The organism is Cysteiniphilum marinum (assembly GCF_014857925.1).
In the GTDB taxonomy this organism is placed as follows: domain Bacteria; phylum Pseudomonadota; class Gammaproteobacteria; order Francisellales; family Francisellaceae; genus Caedibacter; species Caedibacter marinus.
This window is the reverse complement of sequence record NZ_JACYVZ010000118.1, coordinates 1-552: the sequence shown is the minus strand read 5'-3', so window position 1 is coordinate 552 and position 552 is coordinate 1. Positions and strand designations below refer to the sequence as shown.

General features: G+C 39.3%; 1 protein-coding gene. It reads right to left on the bottom strand.

The window, feature by feature from the left end:
* The coding region (gene lexA / locus IE867_RS14575; protein WP_318779358.1) for a transcriptional repressor LexA at positions 1-552 on the bottom strand (552 nt) is incomplete at both ends.

The following is a 552-nucleotide window of genomic DNA, read 5'->3' as shown; positions in this document are numbered from 1 at the left end:
TGGCAGGATAAACCATTGGTTGCATCGCATCATTATGTGGAATCAAAGCAACTGAAGTGCTATTTTGCATCCTGAACTCTTTCAGAGTCGCTTCTTTTTCATCCACTAATGCAACAACGATCTGACCATCACGAGCAAGCTGCTGTTTTTGGATAAGCACCAGATCACCATCCATAATTCCGCTGTCTTTCATCGACTCACCAGATATTTTCAGCAAGTAGCGATCTTTAGCACTCACCATCGCTGATAAATCAACTGATTCTATCACCTCATAAGCATCCAATGGTAATCCCGCAGCAATAGTACCCACTAATGGGATGTTAAAATCATTAACACCTTTAACGATTTCAATATATTTGCGTCTACCTTCCGGAATATGGATATATCCTTTTTCTTTCAGGCTTTTAATATGATAATGCGCTGTACTTTTTGACTTTAGTCCCAGTAAAACAGCAATATCTTCAAAGGTTGGAGAGCATTTATTCTCACGTTGATACTTGTCTATTGCATCAAGCACCTGCTGTTCTTTATCAGTAAGCATAATCAGCACCT